Here is a 24,671-nt window from a genome sequence, read left to right on the forward strand (position 1 = left end):
ATTTGAATTGTATCCTCTTGTTTTCCTTGGTACTCCCGATAGGCATGTATTTGCAATATGAAGTGCCTGATGCAATGATCGTCCAATTACCAGAAATTGTTTATCAGCTCAATCCTGAAAAGACAAGCACGGTAATGCAGGAGTCTACATCAGCATGGACTATAACAGAATATTTGACCATCATTTATTGGGTAGGGGTCTGCCTAGGATTAATAAAGCTAGGGCATAGCTTATGGAAGATAAAAAGACGTATAGATCAACCCGATAAAAACGATAGCTTTTCTTTCTTTGGAAAGATCGTAATGGGCGAGAAGGTCAAAGGCAACGATGTCATGGAACAGCATGAATCGATTCATGTTCGAGAAGGGCATGCATACGACTTACTATTATTGGATATTGTCTCATTGTTCAATTGGTTTAATCCAGTATGTTATCTATTGCGAAAGGATTTAAAGCTATTGCATGAGTGTCTGGTCGATCAAAATTTTAAAAAGGATAGAGTACAGTATGCTGAGTTGTTATTGGCTTATGCCATGCGGACAGATACCTCATCCTTGAGTTATGAGTTTTCAAATCAATCATTTTTAAAAGAGAGGATTAACATGTTATTTAAAGAAAATTCAAAATCAAATACATTATTTATCTATTTATCGGTGCTTCCAATTGTGCTTTTGCTCATGACTATTTCTGTTAATTGCAAAGAGAATGTGGAGCAAAGTATAGCATCAGATAGCAATGTCTTGGCAACTGCTTTAGCTAAGCTTCCAGGAATATCAGCGGCAGAAGGTATTGCTGCAACGGATACAATAAAGCCCAAAGAAAATAAGAAGGAGTCTACAGCTCCAATTAACATTAAATTAAAGGGAAAAGCCAATAAGTTAGATGTCGCTCAAAGTTCCGATAAGGAAGAATCAGCTACTGGAGGGAATCAAGCTAGGATTGTTCTTAAGGGGAAATCATCTTCCGAAATCGTTAATTACAATGATACAGATACTCCAGCTCAATATCCTGGAGGTATTAAAGCGTTTCGTGAGCAGATTGTAAGCAAAGTGGAATATCCCAAGGAAGCTATCGAAGTTGGAGTTGAAGGAGTTATACAGCTTTCTTTTGTTATTGATCCGACAGGAAAGGTTGTCGATACTAAAGTAGATAAAGATTTAGGCTATGGTGTAGGAGACGCTTTTATAAAAGTTTTAGATAATTCGGAGCGATGGATTCCTGCCACAGTAAATGGTAAGCCCGTTTCAGTTAAATTTTCTTTACCAATTCGAGTTGATTTACACGCAAAGTAATGTTTAAATCTATCTTAAAACTTGGTATCATCTTAGGGCTCGGACTTGTAACATCCTGTTCGAGCCCTAAGTTTGTAAAAGGAGGTTATTTTCTAAATGGGATAGACCGTTATTTTAATCCCAAAGAAGAGACCAATATCTGGGTTTATTACAACTTTAGACCAAGAGAGACAGGGCAGATGGGACTGAAAATTCAAAGCCTTTATCTTCAAGATAAAGAGATGCTCAAAAACGCTGGACTCTTAAAAAATGGAAATAAAGTCATGTTTTCCGTTGTTCCTGATAATCCGCCTTATTACAATATGTTGGTGCTACAGCACAATAATCCAATAAAAGATTTGGAAGGATATCAAATGCTTAAGAACGGTGAAAGTAAGTACTATCAAAAGGACCTAGAAATTGATAAGTTCTTATTGAGACACTATTACATTCCGGTTGCTAATAAGAAATCCATCAGTATGCTGTCTTACATTTCCAAGAAGGAGAACAGGTTTAAACCATTTAATCAATTTGACTACTTGGCAAAGATTAATGCTGCAGCTTTGCAATTGGAAAAGAACTATCGGATGTCCTGGAGAATCAGTGGAATGGATGGATCACCCAATAGCAAAGCTAGGATATCTGTCCCTCAAGAATTATTTAAAAAGGAGAAAAAACTGTTACTTATGGTTTCTGAGGAGATAAACAAGGAATGGATATTATCTTACTTTCAACTAGTGACAAATAAGGATGCCAATCCCTTGCAGATTGATCTTCCTCCCGGAAAATTTCTGGTTCAGTTTTTAAATGAAAAAGAACAAATATTGAAAGAGGAGATTATGGAACCTACAAATCAGCAGTCTATTATACCAATCAATTAGAAATTTTATTATACTTGCTAAGAATTTTAACTCACGCTAATGCTTTATTAATGAAAAACATCAATTACCTTATTTCGTTCCTTTTATTCTGTCTTATACTAGGAGCTTCCCAAACAGTGTCTGCTCAGGAAAAAGTTGATACCCTTAAAAAGAAGGATAACTTGATTCATAGGGATGGTTTTGAACATTCAAATATAGTAGGAGGTATGAGTGATTTTAGAAAAGAAGTGGCAACCTTATATATGCTACCTAAAAAAGCTCAAGAAGCCCAAGTTCAAGGTTTGCTTCAGGCGACTTTTGTAATAGACAAAGAAGGTAAGATGATTGATATCGAGATTGTGAAAGATTTAGGTTATGGGACAGGAGATGAATTAGTGCGTGTATTAACACAGTTGGCTAAAAAACGCAAATGGAAACCAGCAACAAAAAATGGAGAACCTGTCGTTGTACGATATGGAATTCCACTAAGTATTAGGTATTAATGGAAATATAAAATACATAGAGCGGTGCTTTAACAAAACACCGCTCTATGTATTTCCTATAAATATGTCTTAAGAAAGAAATAGTTTCTCTAATTCTAAAGGAGCTACATATTTACCATCCTTATAAACGCGCATGTTTCCACCGGAGATTTCATCAATCAAAATCAACTCGCCAGTAGCTTTATCATGTCCAAACTCTAATTTGATATCGTAAAGCTCCAAATCTTTCTTCGCTAATTCTTCTTTTACAATACCACAGATCATTTTTGTCAATTCCTTAAGCTCGGTATATTGCTCCTTATTCAAAACGCCAAGCATAGCCAAAGCGTCGTCTGAAATAACAGGGTCTCCACGCTCATCGTCCTTGATCGTTACTTCCACAAAACTATCGAGTGCTTGTCCTTCCTCACAATAAGCCGCATAGCGTCTTAAAAAGCTTCCTACAGCACGATATCTACATATTACCTCTAATCCCTTGCCCAATACTTCCGCTTCTTTCACGGTCATAGTAACCTTGTCTAGGTTGGAAGCAATAAAGTGAGTAGGAATATTTAAACTATTCAATTTATTGAAAAAGAAGGTAGTCATTTTCAATCCTGAGCGACCCGCACCCTCAATGCTTAAGCCTACAGTATTAGCTCCTGGATCAAACACACCGTTTTCTCCAGTAACATCATCTTTAAATTGTAATAAAATTTCGTTATTGCCTAAGCTATAGACATCTTTTGTTTTTCCTTGATAGATTTTTTCCATGCTGGTTGTAGTTAATTGGGACGAAATTATTAAAAAATAAGCTTTGTGCCTAATTATAAGTATTTCATTTCCCTAATAAGAAAACCATAATAGATTTATTGCCCTATTTTTAATGCTTTAATCTCCGATTGTAAGGCCTCAATTCGTTCCAATAGCTGCTGCACCACCTCAATCCCTTGAACATTAATCTCCAATTCATAATGCCAAGTAGAAAAGCGCTCAACGATCAATACTTGATCTTCCTCGATAAAAGCCTGTTCCTCCTGGTAGATGATTTCTATCAATCCATTACTATGCAATTCTTGAATGAATGTTTGCTCGATATTGTTAGATCGGCAGATATCGATCACTCTAAATAATGTCTTTTCCATAGTCTATTTCATTGAATCTGCTAATTGTTGAACCAATTTCTTCTGTTCTTCGTTCAGATGAGTTGGAATCTTTACATGGATTTCTACATATAGATCACCAAATTCCCCTTCTTTTTTATAGATAGGGAAGCCTTTTCCTTTTAATCTCACCTTACTGCCACTTTGTGTCCCTTCTTTGATTTTCACATTAATCTTTCCGGTCAACGTCTCGACAATACTGTCGCCACCTAATAATGCAGTTGGAAGATCTATATCCATTTTGGTATATAAGTCATTTCCTTTTCTGTTGAATCGATGGTCAGGTTTAATGCTAAAGGTGATATACAAATCTCCTTTAGGACCACCATTTACACCATCGGCACCTTGACCTTTAAGACGGATTTTTTGTCCATCCTCCACACCTGCAGGAATAGTGATACGAATATTCTTACCATTGACGTTGAAAGTCTGCTTGTGGGTTTCGGAAGCTTGATGAAGGGTTAATTCAAGACTAGTTTCAAAGTCTTGCCCACGGTAAGAACCTCGACGTCCAGAACTTCGTCCTCCACCAAAACGGGAACCAAATAATTCCTCAAAGAAATCCGAATATTCTCCAGTATCGTAATTACCGGAATAATTGAAGTCATAACCTTCAAACGGATTACGTCCAGCACCTGCTCCTTGAGATTGACGGTATTGTTGCTGGGCTTTCTCATATTCCTCCCCATGCTTCCAATTCTCGCCATACTGATCATATTTCTTACGCTTCTCCGGATCAGTTAGCACCTCATTGGCCTCGTTGATCTCTTGAAACTTTTTCTTTGCATCCTCATCATTTGGATTTAAGTCGGGGTGGTACTTCCGAGCTAACTTTCGATAAGCCTTCTTAATATCATCCTGACTGGCTGATTTATCTAATCCTAGAACTTTGTAATAGTCTAAAAATGCCATGTTATCTATTGATTTAAAATAAGAACAAGTGTGAATGGGATTTGTTTATAGCTCCCTATTACCAAATGTACAATCAAATGCCTAAAATGTAAAGTCGAATTTGTGGAAACAATGCGGCAGCTGAAGTGTTTAAAGGAAAAAGGATAACTATGAATACCAATAGACTTTCGAAAGCGATGGAGGCTTCGCTAATTAAGCAGATGACTAAAGAAAATCAAGCCTCACAGATTTATCTTGCATTAGGAATTTGGGCAGATACACAAGGTTACGGTGGAGTATCCAATTTTTTATTTCGCCATGCTCAAGAGGAAAGAAACCACATGATAAAGATCATGATGTATATTCTGGAACGAGGTGGAACACCTAAAGTAGAGGCTGTTGAAGCTCCCTCTAAATTACCTAAATCCATGACGGAATGTTTCAATATGGTTCTGCAACATGAAATAGACAATACGAACGCCATTTATAGCTTGGTAAATCAATCCATGGATGAAAAGGATTGGGCTACTTGGAATTTTGCGCAATGGTTCGTGAAAGAACAAATTGAAGAAGAGAAATTAGCATTAGAGTTGATTGATAAGTTAAAGATTGCCGGTGGTGATCGTGCTACGGATGAGTCCTTATTTGCCTTGGATAAATTCTTAGGTGATGCTCCTGACGAAGTAACTTTAGCACGTGAGTCTACAGCGGATAATCCCGAATAAGCCCATATACTATTTTTTCAATATAAAAGCAGCTTGATCATCGTGTCAAGCTGCTTTTTTTATTTTAAAAACCTGATGTATTATTCTAGGTAAATCTAGTTATTTTTCCAATATCCATGCCTTAGCATCTCGTATGAGATCATCAAAACTCTTTGCATGAGCTTTTTCTGTTGGTTCAATAGGACCTATGTAGACCCTGTTTTTAGGATCTTTAACTAAGGCAGACGCTAAAGCAATTGCCCCTCCATTGGATAATGGAAAAGTTGCGTTAGCAGAATTAAATCCTGCTGTTTGTATTCCAAAGCTTTTTGCCAGCGGATTATTCAATAGTGCAATACTGGTCATCTCGCCACTGCTAGCTGTCCTTGTACTTGTAAAAACGGCTATTTTTTTGTCCTTCTCTTTCTTAGGAACTTTCGTTAGCTTCACATTCCCAAATGTTCCTCCCTTTAAATACACACTGCTTTCTCCATCTTTTCGAACAAAGCTCATTACCTTTCCTTCAGGGATTAATGCATTTAATCCTGCAATCATAGGATACATATTACCACCATGATTCATGCTCAAATCTACAATCCAACCCTTGGGATTCTTTGATTGTAGATTCATGATGATAGCGTTTAAGCTATCTGCATAATCCTGAATCCCTTCAGGATTGTAGGAAGAAAATGCTGGAACAACTACATAGGCGACATTATCTTCTAATAACTTACCTGTTGGATAGACTGTTTTAATAGGACCCTGTCCTTGCTTACCAGCATATGCTTTCAAATTTTTATAATCAGAAGGACTGTAATAAAAAGTATGAAAATCCTTTTCTTTTCTTAAATAAGAAAGTAAATGTTTTACCGTAAATGCATCATCTTTGCCATATTGAGTACCAACTAATGCAGCAGGTAGATTCTTGTTAACTTCTTCCCAGTTTACACTATCACTAACCATGCTATTGGTTTTCAATAATTTGATTACCTCCTCTGCAAAAGCAGTAATCTGTTTATCAGCAGGGCCTGTGACCCATTCTGATTTTATATTATCTATCTCTAGATCATGGTTTCCAAGCGTAATAAACAGAACGCCTCTTTTAACTTCTGGCGAAATCATCAAAGAGAAATCGACCTCTTGCCATTGACCTTTTTTTGCTGGATCTAAATCAATAACTCCATCTTCACCACCGATCCTTTTCTTTTGTCCATCAAATAATTGCATGTAGAAATTAGAAATAATCTTTTCTGCAGAGCTCTTTACCATGGCTTTTACCCTAAGCTTTGCTGTTTTATCCGTTTCTATATGGACGACTGTATTGGCGATCAACATGGCTCTTTCTTGCTTTTTAACCATCTTCAAGCTGTAATTGCCAGCATAGGGTGATTCTTTGCTAATTGCCAAGAAATTATTGGCACTGTCTGAATTGCTGAAATTCCAACCAATAGCTTTGTTGTTTTCATTGACTTGCTCAAAATCCCCATTAGTAACTTGGGCTAAGGATGCTTTTAATCCCAATAGGGATAATAAAGTGAGCATGATAAATCGGAAAAGCATTTTAAAGATCATAGGTCAAGGGTTTATATTTCCGAATGTTTATTGAAATAATCCAAGTTGCCAGACATTTGAACAAATGCCTTATTGCTTTTCGCTTTTTTCGTTCCACGGATGTGGCTTAGTCCTTTTAAATCAGCTTGGAGACTATCTATTCTTTCTACTTCACTAATATCCATCATACTATTATCTAATTTGGCCTCAATTTTTTTTACAATAACATTGTTAAATTTAAATGTCGATTCTTCAGAAAGACTCAAATTCATGTTCTTAATTGTTTGGGTCTCCTCACGGTAATAAATTGGTTCTAATGTCAGTTGGGATTTTTTATTGGCATATAAGGTTTCAAAAGCACGTTGACTAGAATCTGCCTCTTCATAAAAAAGCCGCATAGCCATTCCATTTATGCTGATTGATTTTAAGGTCTTGTTTTCTAAATTAACATTCATACCAAACATATTGGAGTTGTCCGCATGTATAAATAAAGTTCTATCCTTGATCTCGTGATCTATATCAACTAAAAAATTATTTTTTCTACAGTAGAAGTTGTTTCCACCAGTATTTTGGATATTTAGTTGACTAGAGAATGATCCTTGTAGAAATCTTGTGTTTTTTTTAGGTCCATCAATAACTATGTGGTCGATCTGTTCCAATGAGATAGGTTTTGCCGTAATCTCCTTACTAAAATTCCACATGAATTTAGATAGGGGATCATGAGTTTGTACTTTTAATTCTCCTGTAATAGGATCTAAAGTTTGTTTAGCATAAATTTTCCCACTTAGAGGTTTTAATACTTGAGAACCTAGAAGGAAAATAAATAAGGCAGTTAATATAAAGATATTCGCTTTTTTCATGTTCTTAATATTTTAGGTATAATTCCATAAGTTCTTCTTTGCTTATTTGAAGAAGCTTAGCAGTTTGAAAAAATAGGGGTGCTTCATTCTCTAAGAAATGTTGTCTTTTACTTTGAAGAATTTTATCAATAGCATCATGAGCAACAAAGAATCCTACTCCTCTTTTATTGGTTATAATACCATCCTGTTGCAGTTTATCATAAGAGCGCATGACGGTATTGGGATTAACTTCGATGCTAGCACCCATATCACGAACAGAAAGTATCTTTTCATCATTTTTCCATTCCTTCTTCAAGATCTTTTCCATCACCAAGTCGATGATTTGTTGATAGATTGGCTTTTCATTTGTGAATTGCATTTAGACCTCCTTATTTTTGATGATATGATATAAGGCAAAATATAGCAATAGGGAAACTAAGCACCATATAAATATCGGATAGTTCTGAATATAAAATTCCTGATTAATATATACATGGGGTTCTGGCCATAGCCAGTTGCCTATATAGCTTGAAAGAGTCATAAATACGATGATGAATATGATGGATTTTACCCGACTATATTTCTGAAAGTAAAGAATCCCAACTAAAAAGACAGATAACAATGCGAAAAAAGTTAATCCAACCATAAACACCAAAGAATTTATTTGCCCATTGAATAGTAAGGTGTTCTCTGGGATATCTGTATATAAATATCCTAATACATCATACGCTTCTTTTATATCATCCATGAACCTTATTTGCAAGTAAAACTGCAATAAGTAATTGAAAAGACAAATGATGAGAAGATTATAAACATATACAACAATTGATAATAGGATATAACTTATAAAACGGTTTTTAGGGCCTATAGGTAAGTTAAAATCTAAGGGTCTAGGATATAAATCCTGTAGAAAAGCTAAATGTAAAAAAGGAAGTAATATGACTAAAGCAACAGATTGAACAAATGCTCCTTTTTCTGAAAAAGTAAATAAAAGAGGATAATTCTTATGCACAGTTTCTGTGCTTAAGGCTTGGATATTTTCAATTGTTGATTGATTGCTTAAAAGAAACACTACAAAAAAACCGATTAAGGCTACGATGGGAACACTCAGCAAGAGATACTTATTCCCTTTCAAGATGGTCTGGGTATATCTGATCGCTATATTCATGATTTAATATGTTGTTTGGATTGGTTAATAGCCGTGAAGAAAAATTCAATATCAAATCGATTTTCCTCCATATTTTTATTCTTGATCAAGTAGGTGGAACCATTGAGTTCGTCCATTTGATAAATTACCTCATCATTTTCCTGAATACTGCTTGTGATTTGATAATTCTTAGATAGATTTTCAATGCTATCATCGATGAGCAAGTGGCCATCTTTAAGAATCAACAAGTGTTCTAAAAGCAAATCAATATCCCGAATTTGATGACTTGAGATCACAAAGGATTTATCATCATTCATAGCCTTAGCAATCAATTTACGGAAGATACTTTTAGATGGGATATCCAATCCATTACTTGGCTCATCCATTAACAATACGGCAGTGTTGCATGCCAGGGCAAAACTAATGTGTACCTTTCTTCGTTGACCTAGGGAGAGTGAATCCAATTTATTGGGTTGTGGAATATTGAATGCCTCCAAATACTCCTGGTATTCCTCGAAATTAAACTTGGAATAGAAAGAACCATAAGTTTTTCCAAAATCCAATAAATCCATTGCTGGCAATTTCGTTTCATCAGGAAGGAAAAATACTTGATCGTGGTAGGCTGCTGCACGTTCCTTACTAGGAATTCCAGCATATTCAATGGTTCCAGACTGAGGAAGCAACATTCCCTCCATCAATTTTATCAAGGTAGTTTTCCCTTCTCCATTTAATCCCAATAATCCAAAGATCTTTCCAGGATGCAAGTCTAATGTTATATCTCTCAGAATCTGCCTTTTCTTTGTATACCCATAGGATACAGTATGTAATTTGAGCATAGGCTAATAATTTAAGTGTATTAGTATATTAGTACACTACAAATATAGGTACTGTTTTAATACCTCCAAGAAAAAAAGTAAAATATTTTTACTATGAAAGTTGATAAAATTAAAAATATAGCCTTTATGCTTCTTTAAACCCTGTTTTTAGGTGTAAATAAAAATAAAAAAAGCCTTAGATTATCGAACAATCTAAGGCTTTTTCTATGTTTATTTTTAAGATTCTAACTGTACTAGCAAGTCTTAATGTGTATTAATTAGCTGGTGCAGGTGTCTTATCTACGACTAATTTTTTGTCGCGATTTGCGATTTCCCAAGCTGTATGGAAAACCAATTTCTCTCTCTTGGTCATCATTCCAAAATCAATTTTATCTACCGTATCGTTAGGGGTATGGTAGTCTGGGTGTAATCCAGAGAAATAGAAAATAACCGGAATATTATGCTTCGCTAAATTGTATTGATCAGAGCGGTAATAAATACGCATTGGATCTTTAGGATCATCATACATGTAATCCAATTCCATTTGCGTGAATTGCTGATTGGCTTTTTCATTGATTACCTTAAGCTCAGAGCTTAACATATCAGAACCAATTGCATGGATATAATTATGGTTGCCGTTTAAATGTTTATCATCGATACGACCGATCATATCCATATTTAAACTGGCTACGGTATTAGCCAACGGATAAACAGGATTTGCAGCATAGAATGCCGAGCCTAATAGTCCTTTTTCTTCTGCTGCATAAGCCATGAATAGGATAGTTCTACGAGGACCTTTACCTGCTTTTTTAGCTGCTGCAAAAGCTTTAGCCACTTCCATTACACCAACAGTTCCAGAACCATTGTCATCTGCACCTGGGAAGAATGTTCCATCAGGTAGCACACCATCATGGTCATAGTGACCTGTGATGACCAATACTTCGTTTTTCAAGTCCGTTCCTTCAATTACGCCTAATACGTTAGGGTCAAAGAAATCTTCTTTCTTAACACCCATCGTTCCATTGACAGTGGAATTTATAACGAAAGAATTAGGTTTTAACGTGCTAGTAACAGCCGCCTTATAATTGGCTAAACTGCTTCCTTTAGCAGCCAAGATCTCATTTGCTGTAGCCTCTGGAATATTAACCACTGGTGCTGCGGTGCTATTATTATTGTTGCCTGTATCCGATGATTTCAATCGAAAACTTCCTCCTGACATACGAGAGCCGAAGCGCTTGATGATATCAGCTGCTTGAGAGCTAGTAGCAAGAATTAATGCAGGCTGTTGCTTCATGATCTCCTGAAGACGTTTAGAACGTGAGGTCGACCAATCAGAAAGCTTACTGTTACCTGTGATCAGGGAGTTGCCATTTTTGTCCATTGGCTCGCCTTCATTCAGCACTAATACAACCTTTCCAGCTAGATTTAAGCCTGCTAGATCATTGTATTTGTCGGTTTGAATACCATAGCCTACAAAGACAATATCGCTCGCCTGAAAAGTCTTCGTAGTATTACTTCCTTGAACAAAGAAGTCTGTACCATTTACCAATGGTTTATTGTTGATACTGAAGTTATCAACCACATAGGAAGTCCTTACAAGTGATACCGGTTGGAAATAGGAACCATTAAAGCCGGGTTTTAATCCAAGGTCCTTAAAGACTTTGGCAATGTACTCTACGGTTTTCTTTCCACCTTCCTGTCCAGTTCCACGACCAGCAAATTCCTTAGAGGCTAAGGTTGTCAGATGCGCTCTTGCAGATTCTTCCGTTAATAGGTCTGCATACTTTTTCTGAAGGGTTTGTTGATTTACCGAACAGCTGAATAAGGTCGGTATCAACAAGGATACTAAAAGATACTTTTTCATATGGTGATTTAAAATTGGTTATCCGCAGGAAATCTTGTTCACACGATTGGCATGACGGCCACCTTCAAAATCCGTTGTCAAGAATGTGCGAACTATACGTTTGCTAAGTTCCAAGTCGATGAAACGAGCAGGAATACATACAATATTAGCATTGTTATGCTGACGCGCTAACGCCGAAATTTCTTCCAACCAGCAGATCGCTGCACGAATGCCTTGGTGTTTATTCGCCGTGATGGCTACACCATTTGCACTACCACAGATCAAAATGCCTAAGTCATTCTCTTGGCTCTCTACACTACTTGCAACTGGATGCGCAAAGTCAGGGTAATCTACCGAATCAGTTGTTCTTGGTCCGAAATCTTGAACCGTATAGCCAAGTTCTTCCAAGAAAGGAATTAACGCTGCTTTGTATTCTACTCCGGCATGATCACTGCCAATTGCTATTCTTTTAGACATGATGTGTTATTTTGTATTGTAAAACTCTTGTTCTGCTATATCTTTCTTTTTCTTCACGTTCGCCGATACCATGATACTCAATTCGTATAACAGGAACATTGGCGCACTTACCGTCAATAAGGTTATGATATCTGCAGTTGGTGTAATGATCGCGGCAATCGTCAAGATAATCACGATAGCATAACGACGGCTTGCACGCATGAACTGCGGTGTCATAATGCCCAACTTCGATAAAATGAAGATTAAGATAGGTAATAAAAAGATGATTCCACAACCCAAGGTTAGGGTTGCAATGGTCGATAAATAGTTGTCAATCGTGATTTGATTGACAATTTCATCACTTAAGGATACATTGGCCAAGAAGTTGACCGATAAAGGAACCACAATATAGTATCCAAATAATGCCCCAACTAAAAATAAGAGGGTGGCATATAATACGAATCCCTGTGCTGATTTTCGTTCAACATCTGTCAATGCCGGTTTTATGAACAACCATACCTCAAATAGAAGGTAGGGGAAGCCCATGGCGATAGCCATCAATAGGGAAGAATTTATCTGCAACATAAACTGACCACCTAGATCGGTATTAATCAAGTTAAATGGAATCTTCTCCACACAGAACCCTTCCAGGTTAAAGGCATGTCCAACCTTACACATCATGCGGTAAGTCCAGAAATCTAAATTCTTAGGACCCATAATGACCTCTTCAAAGACGAAGTCATAAAAGGTGAATGCTATGATGGCAAATACGATGATTGCGATGACAGAACGGATGATATGCCAACGAAGGACTTCTAGGTGATCGAAGAAAGACATTTCTGCCTCGATGTTTTTTCCTTTATCCTTTATGGCTTGAATAAGTTTAATGTTCCTAGACATGTAATTTTCTAAGGGTATGTTGAATCGTTAGAAAACAAAAATACCATTCTTCGGCAGAAGAATGGCATGTTTTGCTTATGTAAAGTAAATTTTATACAGTTTCCTCATCAGGATACTCCGTAAGGTCGAAAGTTTCCATGAATTTGGTGGTAAAATTACCTGCTCTGAAGTTTGGATCACGCATTAAACGTAAGTGCAATGGGATGGTTGTTTTCACACCCTCAATGACAAACTCACTTAATGCACGCTCCATGGTATTGATTGCCTCCTCACGTGTTTGTGCCACACAGATCAATTTAGCAATCATCGAATCGTAATTCGGTGGAATCGTATATCCAGAATACACATGCGTATCTACACGAACGCCATGACCTCCCGGTGAATGGAAGTTCGTAATCTTTCCTGGAGATGGACGGAAGTTGTTAAACGGATCCTCCGCATTGATACGACATTCGATAGCATGCATGGTCGGTTCATAACTCTTACCGGAGATAGGAATTCCAGCAGCTACTTTAATCTGTTCTTTGATCAAGTCGAAGTTAATGACCTCTTCCGTTACCGGGTGTTCTACCTGAATACGTGTATTCATTTCCATGAAATAGAAGTTGCGGTGTTTATCCACTAAGAACTCAATGGTTCCAGCACCTTCATATTTTACGGCTTGCGCACCACGGATAGCAGCATCACCCATTTCAGCACGCAATTCTGGTGTGATAAATGGAGATGGAGCTTCTTCCACCAATTTCTGGTGACGACGTTGGATAGAACAGTCACGCTCTGAAAGGTGACATACAGTACCGTACTGATCACCAATTACTTGAATCTCAATATGGCGTGGATCTTCTACGTATTTTTCTAAATAAATTCCGTCATTACCGAAAGCTGCACCTGCTTCTTGACGAGCTGAATCCCAAGCTGGTTCAAATTCTTCATCTTTCCACACGATGCGCATCCCGCGACCACCACCACCGGCAGTAGCTTTAAGGATAATCGGATAACCCATTTCATGCGCTAATTTCATTCCTGTTTTCACGTCAGGAACTAGACCTACAGATCCTGGTACCGTTGGTACACCGGCTTTTTTCATGGTATCCTTAGCCGAAGCTTTATCACCCATCTTCTCGATTTGCTCGGCAGTAGCACCAATGAACTTGATACCGTATTCTGCACAGATAGCAGAGAATTTAGCGTTTTCTGATAGGAATCCATATCCCGGGTGAATAGCATCTGCATTGGTTAATTCCGCAGCAGCAATGATATTCGGGATATTTAAGTAGGAATCTTTACTTGCAGGAGGGCCGATACAAACCGCTTCGTCCGCGAAGCGAACGTGTAAACTGTCGCGGTCTGCTGTAGAATATACAGCAACACTCTGAATCCCCATTTCCTTACAGGTACGGATAATTCGAAGTGCAATCTCACCTCTATTGGCAATTAATATTTTTTTGAACATAATGCTGATTAATGTAACTCTTTATTTCAATAGTGTAGCTGTTTTCGTCTTCGGTGATACCATCACCGAGCCTTTAGCTAGGGTCTACTAAGAATAAAGGTTGATCGTATTCCACAGGTTGTGCGTCATTAACCAAGATTTTCACGATTTTACCAGATACTTCTGATTCAATCTCATTGAATAATTTCATGGCTTCAACGATACACAATACTTTTCCTGGAGCGATTTCGTCACCTACGTTCACAAAAGATCCTTTATCAGGTCCTGGAGAACGATAGAATGTACCAATGATTGGCGATTTTACAGTGATATACTTCGAACTTTCGTCTGCAGGCGCTGCTGCTGGACTTGCCGGTGCTGCTGCAACTGGTGCTGCTGCTGGAGCAACCGCAGGCGCTGCTGCAACTGCTGCAGGAACAGTAGCCGTAACGTACGTTGGCTCCTGGTTCGTCTTTATCGTAATCTTGAAATCTTTTTCTTCAATCGATACTTCATTCACACCTGATTTGGAAACGAATTTAATCAGATCTTGAATTTGTTTAATATCCATACTCATATGCTAGCAGGTTTGTTTAATTTTTTGTAAAAATGATTAGCTATAAAGGTAATAAAATATGTCGTATTAGTACGCCCATTTCAAATAAATTGAGCCCCATGTGAAGCCTCCACCGAAGGCTGCCAAAATCAGGTTATCCCCCTTCTTTAGCTTGTCTTCCCATTCCCATAAACACAATGGGATGGTGCCGCTCGTGGTGTTTCCGTATTTCTGGATATTAACCATCACTTTTTCTTCCGGAAGCCCAGCACGCTCTGCGGTGGCATCAATAATACGTTTGTTTGCTTGGTGAGGAACTAACCAGTCGACATTTTCAGATGTCAGGTTATTACGCTCCATCACTTCTGCAGCTACATCGGCCATGTTCGTTACGGCAAATTTAAATACCGTACGTCCTTCTTGGTAGGCATAATGTAAACCTGCATCTACAGTTGCATAGCTGGCTGGATTTAATGATCCGCCACCTTTGATATTTAAGAATTGGCCACCGGAACCATCTGTTTTTAAAACAGAGTCAATTACGCCATTTCCTTCTTCATTTGGCTCCAATAATACCGCTCCACATCCATCGCCAAATAAAATACAGGTATTTCTATCTTTATAATTGACTACAGCGGACATTTTATCTCCTCCAACAACCAAAACTTTTTTATGTTTTCCAGATTCGATAAATTGTGCACCTGTTGTTAAACCGAATAAGAATCCGGAACATGCTGCTTGAAGGTCAAAACCCCAAGCATTTTTAGCGCCGATTTTATCGGCCAAGATGTTTGCTGTAGCTGGGAAAAGCATATCTGGAGTACTCGTACAGAAAACAATCAGTTCAATTTCTTCTGCTGAGATGCCACGCTTTTCCAAAAGACCTTTTACCGCAGGTACGGCTAGGTCTGAAGTCGCCTTTCCAGGCTCCTTTAATATTCTTCTTTCACTAATTCCGGTGCGCGTAACGATCCATTCATCGTTCGTGTCAACCATAGTCTCCAACTCTTTATTGGTTAGGATATAGTCAGGGACATAACCATTTACAGCGGTAATGGCTGCATGTATTTTTGACATATTTCTTAATTAAAGGCCGATTTGATCTTGTCCACAAACTGCGACGCAATCATATCTCTAGACAATAAAACCATATTCTTAATGGCTTCCGGAGTTGAAATTCCATGGCCAATGATGACAGGTGCATTTACGCCCAAAATAGGGCTGCCCCCGTATTGCTCATAGTTAAACCGATCGAAGAATTGATCCTTAATACCTTTTTTCAAGGTCACCACATAAAAAGATTCCGCCAATTTCAAGACTACATTACCGGTATAGCCGTCACAGACTACGACGTCAGCATGGTCAGAGAATAAATCCCGGCCTTCGGCATTTCCAATAAAGTTGATTTTGTTGTTTTCTTTTAGGAGGGGATAGGTCGCAATGGTTAGGTTGTTCCCTTTTTCTTCTTCTTCACCAATATTGAGAAGCCCAACCTTTGGTGAAGGAATGCCATAAACATGTTCAGCGTATAAGCTTCCAAGTATAGCAAATTGGTTTAACATCTCGGGTTTACAGTCGGCATTGGCACCAACATCCAATAGGATGCCGAAGCCGCTTTTTAGTTTGGGAACATTAGTTGCAATGGCAGGTCTGATGACCCCAGGTACAGTCTTAACACTGAACATGGCGCCCACCAACATGGCCCCTGTATTACCCGCGGAAGAGAACGAATCGATCGCTCCGCTTTTTAAAAGTTCAAATCCCTTTGCAATGGAGGAATTTGGTTTTTGTGTGATCGCTTTTGTCGGGTGCTCATGCATGCTGATGCCCTCAGGAGCATGAACGTAGTCAAATTTGCTGGGGTCAGCACCGGCCGCAGTTAGGGCGTTACGTATGGCTTCTTCATCGCCAAATAACACAATACGCTGCGTGTCCTCCAGTATTTTCTGAGCCTCGATAGCACCTTTGATATTCGAATCTGGTGCATAATCGCCCCCCAACACGTCTAATCCAATCTTCATTCGTTATTATTTATATTAGTCAATAATACGCAAAAAACATCCCAAGTTAAAGTGAATAATATAAAATATTATACTTTTCTGGGATGTTTTTCTGAAAGATGTCTTTAGACAGCAGCAGTATGCTCAACGATTAATTTGCCGTTATAGTATAGATTACCGTCTACTGTATAAGCGTGGTGTGGTCTGTGTACCGCGCCAGTTTCTTTACAAACAGTTAAGCCTGGTGCTTCTGCTTTATAGTGCGTTCTTCTCTTGTCTCTTCTAGATTTAGAAGTTTTACGTTTTGGATGTGCCATCTCGTATTTTTGTTTTAGTTATTTTTAATTTTTTTCAATGCTTCCCAACGTGGATCAATGTTGCCATCTTCGCCACCTGATAAGTCTTCTTCGTTTTCGCTCTGAATCCGCTCTAACATAACCGGATCACAATTTACACCAACACCCTGCTCTGAACATTTCGTGTATGGAGGAACTGCAACATTGATGTACTCATACAACAAAGGCGCAATATCCAACTCATAGTCGCTCTTGGAAAGTACAATCACCTCCTCGGTGTCCTCATTCCAATCCTCTTCTATGAATTTTACCAAAGCACGTTCCTTAATCTCAACCGGATAATCAAAGCTGGATAAGCAAACATCACAAGTCAATTTTATCGTGCCTCGGATGTCAAAATTCGCCACCAACATGTTTTCCTGTTTCTGCAAGTCAACAACCACTTTCAGGTCGCCTTCCTGCACTAAGGAATGTTCATAACAAGCAAAGAACTTCTCATCAATTTCAAAGTCAAAACTGTGTTTACCTGTCGAAAGTCCTGAGAAGGGTATTCTATACTGTTTTAGATACTTCACAATCTTGCATTTGAGCCTGCAAAAGTAACGATTAATTAAGTATAAATGAAATTTATTTTTAAAAAATCCTACAGGCTATTCGTAATAATTTTTACCTAGTTCTATTTTCGGCCTATCATTCGCCATACGCCACTTATTCGTGTCGCGTAAGGAGTAAGCACAACCGCAATATTCTTGCATATAGAACTTCTCTCTTTTGCTGATTTCTAGCATTCTAGCCGATCCACCTTTCTTCCGCCAATTGAAGGTCCAGTATTCCATTTCAGGATGTCTGGATGCCGCCCGTAAGCCGCAATCGTTGATCTGCTCCATGTTCTTCCACCGCGAAATCCCTAGGGAACTCGAAATCACATCAAAGCCATTGGCAGCAGCATATTCCGCTGTCTTTTCAAAACGCATGTCAAAGCACATCGTGCAACGACTACCACGCTCTGGCTCATTCTCCATTCCTTTGGCTAATTCAAACCAATGGTCAACATCATAATCCGCATCGATGAATGGAATATTATGCTTCTCCGCAAATCGGATGTTCTCCTCTTTGCGCAAATCATACTCCTTGCGTGGGTGAATGTTGGGATTGTAGAAATAAATGGTGAAATCAATGTCGGAGGATATCAATGCCTCCATCACTTCCCCTGAACAGGGTGCGCAGCAGGAGTGTAGCAACAACTTCTTCCCTTCTTTAGGCAAGGAAAGCTTCTCTCTTTCAAATTCTTTATTCTCCATGGGGCCTAAAATCTATTCTGCAATGTTACAAAAAACGATGTATTTATTCAAATTATCAATCTTAACATCCCTTAACGAGCGCTGAAAGGGATATTTTTATACATTTGTAATAAAATATTTTCTCTATGACATATAGATGGTTATTACCCCTAGTCTTTTTAGGTGCACTTACATTATTTACCGCTTGTGAAATGAATGACGATGAGCCTGCTAAAAGTAGCGCTATCTCTAGGTTATATGTTTCCTACAGTGACTATCAATTTGATATTAACAGGCCCAAAATCTACAATGTCTCCATTGTCTCCAATGCCGATTCATCCGATTTTGGTCTACTAAAATTAGACTTCTTATCTCCTGCGGCTGGAGGATCTGCTATCTATTTTCACCCAGGTGCACAAACCGTCTTCCAATCGTCTTTGAACCGTACCGAACGAGATTCAACGGTTTATAGCATGTACGTCGGCCAAACAGGTCAATTGACCAATAGAGGAAAGATCATTTATGAAAGAATGGTTAGCCCAAGGGGATTAGTATTCCACCCTTTCTTGGACAAACTATATGTCGTTCAAATGTTAGATGGTACACCTTCCGTATTGGTATATGATCGCCCTAGGGGAATTGATAGGCAGATTATTCCAAGCCAGATTTTTGAATTCGCAGGTTCTAAACTGTATTTCGATGCGACCATAGTCAACAGCAACTTAATCTTGAGCCGCCAAGGTGCTAATGGTGGATTGGATATCTTCGAGAAATTAATTAGTGCTCGAGATATTGCATTAAATAATATTCAACCTACGCGTTCATTGACCGTTACTGGTGCCAATAATATTCAAGGGGTATCGATTGATACAGTCAATAATGTTTTAGCAATGACCGATTACTCCACGCCAACATCTGGAGATCCAGTTGGCCGAATCTTGATCTTCGAAAATTTCTCGGAAATCAGCAAAGCAAGTGGAACAATTACCCCAACACGCATCATCACAGGTGCGAATACCAAACTTAAAGGACCTACGGATGTGGACTTGGATTTCCGTCAGGACAGCAAATACCTGTACGTAGCAGATCCAGTATCCAAAGCGGTTTACCGATTTGATAAAAATGCCGAAGGCGATGTAGCTCCGAATGCAACTTTTGAACGCACCGGATTAAGCCCAATCAGCCTCTCCTTGGATGCCAGAAATTAATAGAAATACTTCCAGACTTTAAACGAATTTTAATAATTAAGGATCTTGCTGCACAGTAAGATCCTTTTTGTTGGATAGAACTTGATTATTCTTGCTATTTGCTTCGATTCAAGTAGGGGTTTGCTGTATGTTGCCCTCCAGTTGGCTTCGAGAACCCTAGGGAATTTCTAAGGATCTGATAGGGATCTTGTTCGGATCTCGTTCGGTCGGAACCGAACGAGATCCGAAGGAGTTCCGAACAAGTTCCGAAGGAGATCCGAAGGGTTCTCGAATCCAACCCCTAGCAAACCCCTAGCAAACCCCTGTTTAACCCCTGGGAAAGACGATGAGACTACTGACAAAAGACAACAGACAATAGACATGAGATGTGAGACCGCTACGCTGTTAGATATGAGATATGAGACCGCTGCGCTATTGGAAATGAGATTTGAGATAGAAAGGGGGAAACGGTCGAAGCATGCTTCGACCCTACGGTTATGGTGGTTTGGGATAATAAAATTACGATTGTTTGTAGGGGCGATGCATGCATCGCCCGCTTAACCTTAATTCTTTACAACTTAACGGGTCTAGCGTCTAATGTCTGGTGTCTGTTGTCTATTGTTTGAAAAATCGGGCGGACATTCCGTTCGTTCTCGTTGGGGATAAATCCCCTTTCTCAAACTCACTCAGTGCCGCCCCTACCTAACGTAATACCTAGATAGTTTCCTTTCCGCCAAGTAGCACCCATGCGTAGGGGCAGCACTAAGCGCAGCGGAATGTCTGCCCGCCTTTTAAATTAGTATATAGTAAATTGACCGCTTCGCTGTTAGATGTGAGATTTGAGATAGAAAGGGTATTAGATGAGGGTATTAGGTTATATTTTTCCGTTTCATGTAGGGGCGATGCATGCATCGCCCGCCCAACCATAAAATCTTTACAGCTTAACAGGTCTTTTTCTGTTGTCTAAAATTTGATGTCTGTTGTCTAAAATCTGATGTCTGTTGTCTAATATCTGTTGTCTCCACAAATGCCATTACTCTCCACCTTCTATAAGCGACAATAGAAGCTCTACCTCGAGTTTTTTCTCTGCGTTGTCAATATGGTCGTAGGCGGCAATAAGATTCCTTAGAACGCGCTTAATGATAGCCAGATTGTCACATGGAAGGGTGTACTCATCCGATATAGGAAGATTCAGTTGTCTTAGAAAGGCGAAGATGTCTTCCTCACGCATGATCTGTCCTCGGTTGAAGACATTGATATAGAATAATACTTTGTCGTTGTTTTCGCCTTCTACATAAGCCAGCACAAAATGTTTGGGCAGGTTGATGCCGTAGATGGGTATATCCAATTTTTGAGCTACCAGCGCATAGATACAGGCGAGGCTGATTGGATTTCCTTTTTTAGATTCCAATACCTTATGGATAAAGGAATTTTGAGGGTCATGGTAGTTGCTGGTGTTGCCGGATAAGCCAAATTCGCGGAAGAGGATATTGTTCAGCAATTTTACTTTTTCAACAGGGCTCATATCATACATGAGGTGGAACCAGGCATTGCGTCTTAATTCGGCAAGTTGGAAATAAACCTGTTCATCGTTCAGGTTGGGGTATTGATAACGATTGACAATTAAAAGGCCTTCCAACAGATCTTCAGCATTGTTCAACTTCCAGAGTTGGAGATCGTTCTTGACTTGATCAAATTGGATTTTATGGACGATATTCTCGATGCGACCCTGGGATAGGGGATCAAAAGAGGATTCCCAGGAGCTTTCTAACAGGGGAATGACCTCAGGACCACAGGTGATAAGTTTGTGTTCGATTTCCCGGAAGATATCCGCATCAGGATCGTCCAAGAGATAAATTAGTGCCTTAATTTCTTTTTCGTTCACAACGAAATTTACGAAAATAAAGGCACATCACAAAAATTGGCTAAAATTATTGCTTCAATTGCCCATCCAGCATATTGATAATGCGTTTTCCATATTCGGCATTTTTCTCGGAGTGCGTTACTTGGATAATGGTCACTCCATCCTCATTCAATTGCTTGAAAAGTGCCATAATCTCTTCACCCTGCTTGGAATTCAGGTTCCCTGTAGGCTCATCTGCCAATAATAATTTTGGCGAACCAGCCAATGCACGGGCTATCCCTACAATCTGTTGTTGACCTCCGGATAGCTGTGCCGGGAAAAGATCCTTTTTCCCAACAATGTTAAAGCGATCAAGCAGGTCGCTGACAATGCTCTTGCGCTCCGAAGAGGAAATATTCTTGTAGATCAAAGGTGTTTCAATGTTTTCATAAACCGTCAACTCATCAATTAAGTGGTAGGATTGAAATACATAACCTATATGCGATTGAAAAAGTTGGGTTCTTTTTTTGGGTTTCATTTCTAATACATCTTCATCCATAAAGAAGTATTTTCCCTCATTGGGTTCATCCAACATCCCGATTACATTCAATAGGGTAGACTTCCCTGATCCGGAAGGACCCATAATGGATATAAAATCCCCTTCTTCAATTTCTAGGTTGATATCTTTTAATATAAATGACTTAGTACCTCCGACATTGTACCACTTGAAAATATGCTCTAATTTGATCATGTTATATGTATTATACTTAATTTATTTTTGAATTAATTTTTTGTTTAATCATCATTACGTAAGGTTTTTATGGGATTTGCTTTCGCTGCTCGCCAAGTTTGAAATCCTATGCTCAACATGCATATAACCATGAGTAGGACTGCAGCTAGAATAAAGACTCCATAAATCATTTGAATTTTGAAGGCGAAATTTTGTAGCCATTGATTCAATAGAATCCAGGCAATTGGAATACTGACCAACAGACTAAAGGTAAGTATGATCAGGTAGTTTTTACTGAGCAGTTGGAAGATTCCCCATGCAGATGAACCTAAAACCTTACGGATACTTATTTCTTTATTCCTTTGTTCCAGATTGAATAGTGAAATACCGTATAAACCAAGGGCAGAGATAAGGATAGCTGCAATAGTACCAGCCCAGGCTAACTTCATTACATTGTTGTCGCTTCGGTAAACCGCTTCCACTTGTTCCTTGATGAATTGATATTGAAAAGGTTCCTCTGGATATAATTCTTCGTAAATGGGTTTAAGTTTTTCCATTGTTTCTTGTAAACTCGTTTGATTCGTCCGTATGATGATGGTATTGCTATAGTTTGGATCATTGATTAATACTAAAGGCTGTATTTTATGTTGCATTTTTTGAAATGGAAAGTCCTTTACTACCGCAATAATCTGACCTTCTCTTCCATCGTAATTGATCTTAGTCCCCAAAATAGGTTGCTTCAATTCCATACGATTAACAGCAGTTTCATTTATAATGAAATTGGCTTGGTCAGTCTTTTGGTTGTCTTCAAACCAACGTCCTTCTTGAATTTTTAATTCATATAAAGCTTGAAAAGCTTCATCTACGGGAAGAATATTGAGCTGATAGTTTGCCGTATCTGATTTACCTATCCATTTAAGACTGTTGTCTTCGTTGTATTCGTCAATGATGGTGGAACTTAAGCTAGCTATTTGTACCTCCGGCAATGCACTGACTTTTTCTAAGAAGAGTTGCTTTTTCTGTAAGCTAGATTCACCAGAATAAAAAGGCAATAAGATATCCACAAGTTGCTGGTAATCGTATTTCTCATAAGATGATTTGATGAAATTCATCTGCTGGGCAATTCCGATACTACAGGTGATCAATAACATGGCTGAGGCGAGTTGAAATCCGACTAACCAAGATCTTTTCGATGTACTTCCCAATTTAATCTTCTCGATATTTTTTAAGTTGCCTAAGGCAGGGATGGCTGAGAAGAGTAGAATAGGATAGGTGAAACTGATGAATAAGAGAATAAACCAAAGCCCTATACCCATTAAAACCTGATACAACCCTACATGGATGGTTATGCCCAATAGATCTTGGAATAGAGGTAATAAGAAAAAAGTTAACAGGCTTGCCAATACTAAGCAGAGCGTAGCTATAATGGATGCCTCTGATATCAAATGTTTAATAATATGGATTCGGCTTGCGCCAATGACCTTCCTTAAAGCAATACCTTTGGCGGCAGAGAAAGATTTGGCAGTACTCAGGTTGATGTAATTAATGGCCACCAATAACATAATTAAAACAGCCAATATGAAAATAGCATTAGCTAGGTTTTTATTGCCACGATTGGTTATATCTGATGTAGTTATGCCTATTTCTGTATGTATCTGGCTTAAGGGAGTCAGGTAGTTTTTATAAGATGCTTTCCATTGATCCGATCCTTGATTTTGAATGGCTTGGTTTAAGCCTTCGTTTTGGACAATCCCCTGCTTCAATTTAATAAAGATGCTATAGCTTGGAATGAAATCATATTGATCTCTTTCTTTCCAAAATGTATTGAGGTGCCTAGCAGCTATAGGCAGGAAAATTTGGAACTGAAAACTAGAATTGCTGGGGTTATTTTTTAATACTGCTTGTACAGCATAGGGTTCTGAATCGATATAAATTGTTTTTCCTATTGGATTTGTATTTGGCCCAAAGTAAAGGTTTGCTTTATCTTCAGTGAGTATTACGGAATGCGGTTGTTTGTTGAATGATTCGAATCCTCCAGCAATAAATTGATAATCAAAAACCTTAAACCAGTTCTCGTCAATATAGGCTACTTGTTTTTCCTTCCACAACTTATCACCTGATTTTATGGTTGGCAATATGCCGGTAATTCCACGGATAGCTGTTGCGGTCTCAATTTCATCCATATTATGGATTAGCTTATCCCGCAAAGGAAGCGGTTGACGATCAATAATTTCCTTTTCTTTATTCTCAGCAGTTAAGCGGAATATGCGATTGGTATCTTGATAGTATTGATCAAAACTCCACTCGTTTAAGGACCAGCAGAATAGCATAAACACCATACTCAATCCCAAGGACAGTCCAAGAAGATTAATATAATTTACTTGTTTATTGCGGAAAAATAATCGCCACGCTGTTTTCATAGTTT

The 24,671-nt window shown here is 38.5% G+C and carries 26 protein-coding genes; 5 read left to right on the forward strand and 21 right to left on the reverse strand.

Annotated elements, in window-relative coordinates; all coding sequences use genetic code 11:
- Positions 1–44 precede the first annotated feature (44 nt).
- The 3 genes from ACP6L2_RS09600 to ACP6L2_RS09610 are packed head-to-tail and all read left to right on the forward strand — an operon-like array spanning position 45 to position 2,634.
- A complete protein-coding gene (locus tag ACP6L2_RS09600) occupies positions 45–1,292 on the forward strand; it encodes an energy transducer TonB (protein WP_440508996.1) in 1,248 nt (415 codons plus the stop codon).
- The gene (locus ACP6L2_RS09605) at positions 1,292–2,152 is read left to right on the forward strand and encodes a hypothetical protein (RefSeq protein WP_440508997.1); all 861 of its coding nucleotides are present in this window, start codon (positions 1,292–1,294) and stop codon (positions 2,150–2,152) included. Before ACP6L2_RS09600 ends, ACP6L2_RS09605 begins: the two co-directional genes overlap by 1 nt.
- 50 nt (positions 2,153–2,202) lie before the next feature.
- Positions 2,203–2,634, forward strand: coding sequence for an energy transducer TonB (locus tag ACP6L2_RS09610; RefSeq protein WP_440508998.1), 432 nt, complete (start codon positions 2,203–2,205; stop codon positions 2,632–2,634).
- A gap of 69 nt (positions 2,635–2,703) precedes the next feature.
- Here the strand turns inward: ACP6L2_RS09610 and ACP6L2_RS09615 are convergent, their stop codons facing one another.
- From ACP6L2_RS09615 to ACP6L2_RS09625, 3 genes are all read right to left on the reverse strand, one after another.
- Positions 2,704–3,387: a phosphoribosylaminoimidazolesuccinocarboxamide synthase gene (locus ACP6L2_RS09615; RefSeq protein WP_440508999.1), complete on the reverse strand. Its 684-nt coding sequence runs from the start codon at positions 3,385–3,387 to the stop codon at positions 2,704–2,706.
- Positions 3,388–3,482: 95 nt separating this feature from the next.
- Positions 3,483–3,758 carry a chaperone modulator CbpM gene (locus tag ACP6L2_RS09620; RefSeq protein WP_344673055.1) on the reverse strand — a complete coding sequence of 92 codons (276 nt, stop codon included), beginning with the start codon at positions 3,756–3,758 and terminating at the stop codon, positions 3,483–3,485.
- A gap of 3 nt (positions 3,759–3,761) precedes the next feature.
- A complete protein-coding gene (locus ACP6L2_RS09625; RefSeq protein ID WP_440509000.1) occupies positions 3,762–4,688 on the reverse strand; it encodes a DnaJ C-terminal domain-containing protein in 927 nt (308 codons plus the stop codon).
- 149 nt (positions 4,689–4,837) lie between these two features.
- Here ACP6L2_RS09625 and ACP6L2_RS09630 point away from each other — a divergent pair, with 149 nt between their 5' ends.
- Positions 4,838–5,392: a ferritin gene (locus ACP6L2_RS09630; RefSeq protein WP_440509001.1), complete on the forward strand. Its 555-nt coding sequence runs from the start codon at positions 4,838–4,840 to the stop codon at positions 5,390–5,392.
- A 99-nt stretch (positions 5,393–5,491) separates the two neighbouring features.
- Here ACP6L2_RS09630 and ACP6L2_RS09635 read toward each other — a convergent pair whose 3' ends face one another.
- From ACP6L2_RS09635 to ACP6L2_RS09705, 15 genes are all read right to left on the reverse strand, one after another.
- Positions 5,492–6,943 (reverse strand): S41 family peptidase, encoded by a 1,452-nt coding sequence (locus ACP6L2_RS09635; RefSeq protein ID WP_440509002.1) that lies wholly within the window; start codon positions 6,941–6,943, stop codon positions 5,492–5,494.
- A gap of 11 nt (positions 6,944–6,954) precedes the next feature.
- Positions 6,955–7,782: a hypothetical protein gene (locus ACP6L2_RS09640; RefSeq protein WP_440509003.1), complete on the reverse strand. Its 828-nt coding sequence runs from the start codon at positions 7,780–7,782 to the stop codon at positions 6,955–6,957.
- Between the two features lie 4 nt (positions 7,783–7,786).
- The gene (locus tag ACP6L2_RS09645) at positions 7,787–8,140 is read right to left on the reverse strand and encodes a GntR family transcriptional regulator (protein ID WP_440509004.1); all 354 of its coding nucleotides are present in this window, start codon (positions 8,138–8,140) and stop codon (positions 7,787–7,789) included.
- A complete protein-coding gene (locus tag ACP6L2_RS09650) occupies positions 8,141–8,929 on the reverse strand; it encodes a hypothetical protein (protein WP_440509005.1) in 789 nt (262 codons plus the stop codon).
- Entirely contained in the window at positions 8,926–9,744 is an 819-nt protein-coding gene (locus ACP6L2_RS09655; RefSeq protein WP_440509006.1) for an ATP-binding cassette domain-containing protein, read from the reverse strand. The genes ACP6L2_RS09650 and ACP6L2_RS09655 overlap by 4 nt, the downstream gene beginning before the upstream one ends.
- A 253-nt stretch (positions 9,745–9,997) precedes the next feature.
- Positions 9,998–11,587: a M28 family peptidase gene (locus ACP6L2_RS09660; RefSeq protein WP_440509007.1), complete on the reverse strand. Its 1,590-nt coding sequence runs from the start codon at positions 11,585–11,587 to the stop codon at positions 9,998–10,000.
- 18 nt (positions 11,588–11,605) lie between these two features.
- Positions 11,606–12,043: a ribose 5-phosphate isomerase B gene (rpiB, locus tag ACP6L2_RS09665; RefSeq protein WP_440509008.1), complete on the reverse strand. Its 438-nt coding sequence runs from the start codon at positions 12,041–12,043 to the stop codon at positions 11,606–11,608.
- A 6-nt stretch (positions 12,044–12,049) separates the two neighbouring features.
- On the reverse strand, positions 12,050–12,922 hold the full coding sequence (gene tatC, locus ACP6L2_RS09670; protein ID WP_440509009.1) for a twin-arginine translocase subunit TatC: 873 nt from the start codon (positions 12,920–12,922) through the stop codon (positions 12,050–12,052).
- A gap of 91 nt (positions 12,923–13,013) precedes the next feature.
- A complete protein-coding gene (gene accC / locus ACP6L2_RS09675) occupies positions 13,014–14,375 on the reverse strand; it encodes an acetyl-CoA carboxylase biotin carboxylase subunit (RefSeq protein ID WP_440509010.1) in 1,362 nt (453 codons plus the stop codon).
- A 73-nt stretch (positions 14,376–14,448) separates the two neighbouring features.
- The gene (gene accB / locus ACP6L2_RS09680) at positions 14,449–14,931 is read right to left on the reverse strand and encodes an acetyl-CoA carboxylase biotin carboxyl carrier protein (protein ID WP_440509011.1); all 483 of its coding nucleotides are present in this window, start codon (positions 14,929–14,931) and stop codon (positions 14,449–14,451) included.
- Positions 14,932–14,997: 66 nt separating this feature from the next.
- Positions 14,998–15,987, reverse strand: coding sequence for a beta-ketoacyl-ACP synthase III (locus ACP6L2_RS09685; RefSeq protein WP_344673042.1), 990 nt, complete (start codon positions 15,985–15,987; stop codon positions 14,998–15,000).
- 5 nt (positions 15,988–15,992) lie between these two features.
- Positions 15,993–16,931: a phosphate acyltransferase PlsX gene (gene plsX, locus ACP6L2_RS09690; RefSeq protein WP_440509012.1), complete on the reverse strand. Its 939-nt coding sequence runs from the start codon at positions 16,929–16,931 to the stop codon at positions 15,993–15,995.
- A gap of 104 nt (positions 16,932–17,035) precedes the next feature.
- Positions 17,036–17,227: a 50S ribosomal protein L32 gene (gene rpmF, locus ACP6L2_RS09695; RefSeq protein WP_344673040.1), complete on the reverse strand. Its 192-nt coding sequence runs from the start codon at positions 17,225–17,227 to the stop codon at positions 17,036–17,038.
- Positions 17,228–17,241: 14 nt separating this feature from the next.
- On the reverse strand, positions 17,242–17,781 hold the full coding sequence (locus ACP6L2_RS09700; protein WP_440509013.1) for a YceD family protein: 540 nt from the start codon (positions 17,779–17,781) through the stop codon (positions 17,242–17,244).
- A gap of 75 nt (positions 17,782–17,856) precedes the next feature.
- Positions 17,857–18,507: an epoxyqueuosine reductase QueH gene (locus ACP6L2_RS09705; protein ID WP_440509014.1), complete on the reverse strand. Its 651-nt coding sequence runs from the start codon at positions 18,505–18,507 to the stop codon at positions 17,857–17,859.
- Positions 18,508–18,632: 125 nt separating this feature from the next.
- Here ACP6L2_RS09705 and ACP6L2_RS09710 point away from each other — a divergent pair, with 125 nt between their 5' ends.
- Positions 18,633–19,694, forward strand: coding sequence for a hypothetical protein (locus tag ACP6L2_RS09710; protein ID WP_440509015.1), 1,062 nt, complete (start codon positions 18,633–18,635; stop codon positions 19,692–19,694).
- A 1,012-nt stretch (positions 19,695–20,706) separates the two neighbouring features.
- Here ACP6L2_RS09710 and ACP6L2_RS09715 read toward each other — a convergent pair.
- Genes ACP6L2_RS09715 through ACP6L2_RS09725 form a run of 3 tightly spaced genes read right to left on the reverse strand, consistent with a single transcriptional unit; the run spans position 20,707 to position 24,666 of the window.
- A complete protein-coding gene (locus ACP6L2_RS09715; protein WP_344673036.1) occupies positions 20,707–21,558 on the reverse strand; it encodes a transglutaminase-like domain-containing protein in 852 nt (283 codons plus the stop codon).
- 46 nt (positions 21,559–21,604) lie between these two features.
- Positions 21,605–22,267, reverse strand: coding sequence for an ABC transporter ATP-binding protein (locus ACP6L2_RS09720; RefSeq protein ID WP_440509016.1), 663 nt, complete (start codon positions 22,265–22,267; stop codon positions 21,605–21,607).
- A 44-nt stretch (positions 22,268–22,311) separates the two neighbouring features.
- Complete coding sequence (locus tag ACP6L2_RS09725) at positions 22,312–24,666, reverse strand: ABC transporter permease (protein WP_440509017.1); 2,355 nt, start codon at positions 24,664–24,666, stop codon at positions 22,312–22,314.
- Positions 24,667–24,671 lie beyond the last annotated feature (5 nt).

It is taken from the genome of Sphingobacterium lactis (genome assembly GCF_051951495.1).
GTDB classification, from domain to species: Bacteria; Bacteroidota; Bacteroidia; order Sphingobacteriales; family Sphingobacteriaceae; genus Sphingobacterium; species Sphingobacterium lactis_A.

Coding starts and splice junctions, on each gene's coding strand:
- ACP6L2_RS09615 (WP_440508999.1), bottom strand. CDS start 3,387: ATGGAAAAAATCTATCAAGGAAAAACAAAAGATGTCTATAGCTTAGGC.
- ACP6L2_RS09610 (WP_440508998.1), top strand. CDS start 2,203: ATGAAAAACATCAATTACCTTATTTCGTTCCTTTTATTCTGTCTTATA.
- ACP6L2_RS09605 (WP_440508997.1), top strand. CDS start 1,292: ATGTTTAAATCTATCTTAAAACTTGGTATCATCTTAGGGCTCGGACTT.
- ACP6L2_RS09620 (WP_344673055.1), bottom strand. CDS start 3,758: ATGGAAAAGACATTATTTAGAGTGATCGATATCTGCCGATCTAACAAT.
- ACP6L2_RS09655 (WP_440509006.1), bottom strand. CDS start 9,744: ATGCTCAAATTACATACTGTATCCTATGGGTATACAAAGAAAAGGCAG.
- ACP6L2_RS09660 (WP_440509007.1), bottom strand. CDS start 11,587: ATGAAAAAGTATCTTTTAGTATCCTTGTTGATACCGACCTTATTCAGC.
- ACP6L2_RS09725 (WP_440509017.1), bottom strand. CDS start 24,666: ATGAAAACAGCGTGGCGATTATTTTTCCGCAATAAACAAGTAAATTAT.
- ACP6L2_RS09640 (WP_440509003.1), bottom strand. CDS start 7,782: ATGAAAAAAGCGAATATCTTTATATTAACTGCCTTATTTATTTTCCTT.
- accB (WP_440509011.1), bottom strand. CDS start 14,931: ATGAGTATGGATATTAAACAAATTCAAGATCTGATTAAATTCGTTTCC.
- rpiB (WP_440509008.1), bottom strand. CDS start 12,043: ATGTCTAAAAGAATAGCAATTGGCAGTGATCATGCCGGAGTAGAATAC.
- ACP6L2_RS09650 (WP_440509005.1), bottom strand. CDS start 8,929: ATGAATATAGCGATCAGATATACCCAGACCATCTTGAAAGGGAATAAG.
- ACP6L2_RS09685 (WP_344673042.1), bottom strand. CDS start 15,987: ATGTCAAAAATACATGCAGCCATTACCGCTGTAAATGGTTATGTCCCT.
- ACP6L2_RS09705 (WP_440509014.1), bottom strand. CDS start 18,507: ATGGAGAATAAAGAATTTGAAAGAGAGAAGCTTTCCTTGCCTAAAGAA.
- ACP6L2_RS09625 (WP_440509000.1), bottom strand. CDS start 4,688: ATGGCATTTTTAGACTATTACAAAGTTCTAGGATTAGATAAATCAGCC.
- plsX (WP_440509012.1), bottom strand. CDS start 16,931: ATGAAGATTGGATTAGACGTGTTGGGGGGCGATTATGCACCAGATTCG.
- ACP6L2_RS09645 (WP_440509004.1), bottom strand. CDS start 8,140: ATGCAATTCACAAATGAAAAGCCAATCTATCAACAAATCATCGACTTG.
- accC (WP_440509010.1), bottom strand. CDS start 14,375: ATGTTCAAAAAAATATTAATTGCCAATAGAGGTGAGATTGCACTTCGA.
- ACP6L2_RS09600 (WP_440508996.1), top strand. CDS start 45: ATGTATTTGCAATATGAAGTGCCTGATGCAATGATCGTCCAATTACCA.
- ACP6L2_RS09630 (WP_440509001.1), top strand. CDS start 4,838: ATGAATACCAATAGACTTTCGAAAGCGATGGAGGCTTCGCTAATTAAG.
- ACP6L2_RS09635 (WP_440509002.1), bottom strand. CDS start 6,943: ATGATCTTTAAAATGCTTTTCCGATTTATCATGCTCACTTTATTATCC.
- ACP6L2_RS09720 (WP_440509016.1), bottom strand. CDS start 22,267: ATGATCAAATTAGAGCATATTTTCAAGTGGTACAATGTCGGAGGTACT.
- rpmF (WP_344673040.1), bottom strand. CDS start 17,227: ATGGCACATCCAAAACGTAAAACTTCTAAATCTAGAAGAGACAAGAGA.
- ACP6L2_RS09710 (WP_440509015.1), top strand. CDS start 18,633: ATGACATATAGATGGTTATTACCCCTAGTCTTTTTAGGTGCACTTACA.
- tatC (WP_440509009.1), bottom strand. CDS start 12,922: ATGTCTAGGAACATTAAACTTATTCAAGCCATAAAGGATAAAGGAAAA.